Here is a 4994-nt window from a genome sequence, read left to right as displayed (position 1 = left end):
CTTCTGGTGGTTCACTATTTAACATGATGCTATTAGAGAAAAAGGAGAAAAAATAATGCAAGATGAAAACGCAAGGAGAGTTGTCTCTGTTATTGTGGTAAATGAAGCTAGTGTATTATCTCGCATAACTGATCTTTTCTCTGGTCGTGGATACAACATCACATCTTTAACTGTTGCTCCGATTCCTGAGAGTAAATACTCAAGACTTACAATTGTAACATCTGGATCAATTAGAGTGATAGAGCAGATAACAAAACAACTACACAAACTTATACCAGTTTTAAAGGTTTATGAGCATACAGATTTTGTAGAAAAAGAGATTGCTTTAATGAAATTTCCAGCTACTGAAAATATTACAGAGATAGCAACAATTTGTTCGGCTTATAATGGCAAGATAGTTAATGTTGGTGATAACGTTATTATTGCTATGATAGTTGATGAGCCAAAAAGAGTTGATAATCTTTTAAAAATTATAAATAAATACAATCCAAAAGAGATTGTAAGAAGCGGTGCCGTAGCACTAGAGAGATAAGGCCAGATGCTCTTTAGCAATATTGCGCAACATTTAAATCTCCCTTTTATTGGTAAAGATATAGAGCTTGATTCTATGAATGAACTCTCACTATCTTTGCCCACGCAACTTACTTTTGCTGTAAATAAAAAATACTCTAAAGAGCTAGAAGTGTCAAAATCAAAAGCTTTTTTGATAATAGACACACTAATAGAGCACCTTCCAATAGACTCATCTTATATCATTTGCTCTGATGTATCTATCTCAATGGCACAAGCAACAAAACTATTTAACAAAAGACCGATCGAGCCTCATCTACCTTCTGTAATAATAGGAGAAAATTCTATAATTGATACAATGGCAAGAGTGGAAAATGGCACGCGTATTGGCTCAAATGTGACAATCATGGCAGGTGCTTATATTGGTGCTAATTGTGTCATTGGTGATAACACTATCATATATCCAAATGTTACTATTTACAGAGATACGCTCATCGGAAGTGACTGCATAATCCATTCAGGTAGTGTTATTGGTGCTGATGGGTTTGGCTTTACTCATACAAAAGAGGGCGAACACATTAAAATATATCAAAATGGAAATGTTATCATAGAAGATCATGTAGAGATTGGTGCTAATTGTGCAATTGATAGAGCGATTTTTAACTCTACTATCATAAGACGCGGTGTAAAACTTGATAACTTTATTCATATTGCGCATAATTGTGATATTGGAGAACACTCTATTTTTGTGGCTCAAACTGGGGTTGGAGGATCTACCAAACTTGGAAGAAACTGTGTTGTAAGTGGACAAAGTGCTTTTAGCGATCACTTAAACATTGCACCATTTTCTACATTTACAGCAAGAAGTGGTGTTACAAAAAGTATAGAGAAGAGCGGTGGAGTTTATAGTGGTTTTCCGCTTATGAATCATAGAGAGTGGAAGAGGCTTCAGATAAGGATAGCAAAGCTTAATAATTAGGAGTTAAAAATGAATTTAAAAGATATTGCAAAAATAATAAATAGTAATTTTGATGGTAAAAACTTTGAGATAACAAAGATGAATACGCTGCATGATGCAACTAAAAGTGAGATATCTTTTGTTGCAAATTCAAAATATATAAAAGAGATACAAACTTCAAATGCAGGTGCGATAATAGTAGATAAAGAGACAAAAGAGTTTGTTCCTAGTGGATGTGTTGTTTTAGAGGTTGAAAATCCTTATCTTTCGATGGCAATACTATCTAAGTATTTTGCACCACCTATTGAAGATAAAACGTTGCCAGAGCCAATAATCGGTGAAGGTACAACTATCTCACCAAAAGCAGAGATAGCTAAAGGTGCTGTAATTGGCAAAGATTGCACAATCATGGCACATGTATATATAGGTGCTAACGTAGTTATTGGCGATAACACTATAATATATCCAAGTGTTACAATATACAGAGACTGCAAAGTGGGAAGTGATTGCATCATACATGCAAACACTACAATTGGAAGTGATGGTTTTGGTTTTGCTACAAATAAACAAGGCGAACATATAAAGATTTATCAAAATGGTAATGCCCAGATAGAAGATAATGTAGAAATTGGTAGCTCAACTACAATAGATAGGGCAGTCTTTGGTACAACTCTTATAAAATATGGAGTAAGGATTGACAATCTTGTTCAAGTAGGGCATAACTGTATCATAGGTGAGCACTCTGTTTTGGTTGCTCAATCTGGGATTTCAGGCTCTACTACGATGGGTAGAAATGTTGTCATGGGTGGACAAAGTGCTACATCTGGGCATTTAAGTATTGCGTCTTTTACTACAATGGCTGCAAGAAGCGGAGTTACAAAGAGTATTAAGGAGAGTGGCTTAACATTCGCTGGTTTTCCGCTGATGGAACATAGAATGTGGCTAAAGCTTCAGGGTAAAATAGCTAGACTAGTAAAGCAAAACTAAAAGGAGAAATTATGTCAAAAACAATTGCATTAAATGGAACAAAAAAAGGTGTTATTTCAGTAACTAAGATAGATGAGCCTTATGGAGCTGGAAGTCATAGTGTTGCAAGCATAGGTATTTCGTTATCTGGAAATGCAAATGAGCCTGAGTGGAAAGTTCATATTCCTCTAGAGAATTTAGACGAAGTTATTGAAGCACTAAAGAGTTTAAAACATTAGGTTGTTATGCAGGAGGATGCTTGAGAGGAAGGTTTTTTTTATTTCTTTTACTCCCAGCACTCCTGATTTCTCAAGAGTTAGAGCTTTATTTTAAAGGAAATAGTTATATAACATCCAAAGAGCTCTACTCTTCACTAGATTTACATGAACCGCGTTTTTATGAATTTTATAAACAAAACCCTTCTATTGATTTAAAAACCATTGATTTAATTATACAAACATTAAAAGATTACTATAAAACAAAAGGTTTTTTTGACGCTGTAATTGAGTCAAAAATAGATAAAGAGAGCCTATTTTTAATCATAGAAGAAAATAGCCCAATAGTTATAAAAAATATCTCAATTATTTCAGACTTAGACCTAAAGGGTGTTATCCTTTTTAAAGTAGGTGATATTTTTGATTCAGATAGATTTATAAAAAGCAAAAAAGATCTAAGGCTACTTTATGCTAACAATCACTTCTGTAGCCCATCAATTTACGCCAAAGCGTGGATAGATACCGATAATCATGCGGCATATTTAACCTATGAATCAAGTAAAAATAAGAAGTGTTATTTTAAAAATATAGAAGTCATACCTTCAAAAGATATAGACATGCAGACCATTCGATCGGCTTTATATTTACAAGAGGGGATGGAGTTCTCATTGGATGCTATAACACAGAGCTATGAAGAATTATACGCGTATGAGGGCATTTCAAAAGCAATAATTGACACAGATATATCCAAAGATGAGTTTGTAGATGTTAGTGTAGCAATAACTCAAAATGAAAAACCACTACGTTTTGAATCTGGCATTGGAGCAAGCAGTGATGAAGGTGCTATGGTTTCACTTGGTCTGCAAAATAGTAACTTTTTAGGAAATTTAAAGACACTTAGCCTAAGGGCTAGAGTAACTCAGGTAAAACAAAATATAAAATTAAACTTTGATATGCCAATGGCAAATAAAAATTTTACAGGTTATGAGATAGGTTATGAAAATGAGAAATTTTTAGGTTTTAGTGAATCTAAGCTTTACACAGATTTGTATTTGAAGCAAAGACTAGGTAAACACACTTTTAAAGAGAGCATTCTCTTTGATAAGATAAGTACATACAAAAGTAGTGACACGCTTCTCTTTCCCATAAATAAGCTTTTTGTGTTATCTCCAAAACTAGAATATATCTATGATACAAGAGATAAAATCCTAGATCCAAAAAGTGGCTACTTTATAAAGAGTGAGCTGATGGGCTCAAAGAAGGGGAATCTCTCTGATGCAACATACTATAAGTTTAAAGCAACAGGAGGAAATATCAATACTGTACAAAATAGTACTCTTGCGCTTAAGGCTGATTATGGGGTTTTAAAGTTGATTGATGGAGAACTTCCAACCTCTTATGGTTTTTTTGCTGGTGGTATGCATAGCAACCGTGGATATGGTTATAGAAAGCTTGGTCCGCAAAACAGCTTGGGTGATCCGATAGGGTTTAACTCTATCTTTGAAGCAACTGCCGAAGTTCGTTTTGGTATCTATGGTGACTTTAAAGGAGTGCTATTTAGTGATAACACTTTTCTCTCACAAGATGCTACTCCAGACTTTAGCAGTGGTTATCATAGTCTTGGCTTTGGTTTTCGTTATTTAACTCCAATTGGACCAATTGCTATTGATTTTGGTTTTGATGTTAAAGATCCAAGAAAACAGTACGCTATACACTTTCATATTGGAGAGCTATTTTGATAAAAAAAGTTCTCTCTTTTACTCAGATAACACTGCTCATTTTACTGACAGCTTTTTTTATAGCTATTTTTGTGTTTTTTCAAAAAGATATAGCTCCCGCTTTGGCTAGTAAATATTTAAAAGAGTTCAATATTGAGTACAAATCACTAAAAGGGACTCTGTTTAGTGGGGTTGAAGTTTATGGCTTTGTCTATGAAGATAGTATATATGTAGATAAACTAAGTATAAATTACAACTTTTTCTCTCTTTTGAGTCCAATACCAAGAGTTGCCTATATAGACGCTTTAGGAGTGAACATAGAGTTAGATAGGCTACTTTTATCACTGCAAAATAGCGATGATTCAATAAATATCGCCTTTAATATATCAAAAGTAAAAGTTAAAAATGGCACTCTAAATTATAAAAAAGAGAAGATTTCCTTTGACTTTATAGGCGATGAACTTAGCTTTAAAGAGCATTTTGATATAGAAAAAGTCTCTTTTATATCAAAGACAAAATACGCTGATATAGAGTTCTTAGGCTCTTTAAAAGATAAAACTTTAAAGGGAGCTTCTTCATTTATTATCTCAGATTTTATAGAACAAAAGTACAACTCTGCTTTAGAGT

General features: G+C 33.7%; 6 protein-coding genes. All 6 read left to right on the top strand.

Going from position 1 to position 4994, the window contains the following annotated elements:
• The first annotated feature begins 55 nt into the window (after window positions 1–55).
• The gene (gene ilvN / locus PHI38_RS09040; protein ID WP_299855322.1) at window positions 56–532 is read left to right on the top strand and encodes an acetolactate synthase small subunit; all 477 of its coding nucleotides are present in this window, start codon (window positions 56–58) and stop codon (window positions 530–532) included.
• 6 nt (window positions 533–538) lie between these two features.
• Window positions 539–1489 (top strand): UDP-3-O-(3-hydroxymyristoyl)glucosamine N-acyltransferase, encoded by a 951-nt coding sequence (gene lpxD / locus PHI38_RS09035; RefSeq protein ID WP_299855319.1) that lies wholly within the window; start codon window positions 539–541, stop codon window positions 1487–1489.
• A 9-nt stretch (window positions 1490–1498) separates the two neighbouring features.
• On the top strand, window positions 1499–2455 hold the full coding sequence (gene lpxD / locus PHI38_RS09030) for a UDP-3-O-(3-hydroxymyristoyl)glucosamine N-acyltransferase (RefSeq protein WP_299855317.1): 957 nt from the start codon (window positions 1499–1501) through the stop codon (window positions 2453–2455).
• 11 nt (window positions 2456–2466) lie between these two features.
• Window positions 2467–2673 (top strand): hypothetical protein, encoded by a 207-nt coding sequence (locus tag PHI38_RS09025; RefSeq protein ID WP_299855314.1) that lies wholly within the window; start codon window positions 2467–2469, stop codon window positions 2671–2673.
• 20 nt (window positions 2674–2693) lie between these two features.
• A complete protein-coding gene (locus PHI38_RS09020; protein WP_299855311.1) occupies window positions 2694–4388 on the top strand; it encodes a BamA/TamA family outer membrane protein in 1695 nt (564 codons plus the stop codon).
• On the top strand, window positions 4385–4994 hold a 610-nt coding region (locus tag PHI38_RS09015), incomplete at its 3' end, for a hypothetical protein (protein WP_299855308.1). The genes PHI38_RS09020 and PHI38_RS09015, both read left to right, overlap by 4 nt.

Source organism: Sulfurimonas sp., assembly GCF_028694895.1.
GTDB lineage: Bacteria > Campylobacterota > Campylobacteria > Campylobacterales > Sulfurimonadaceae > Sulfurimonas.
This window is presented reverse-complemented; position numbering and strand designations above follow the sequence as displayed.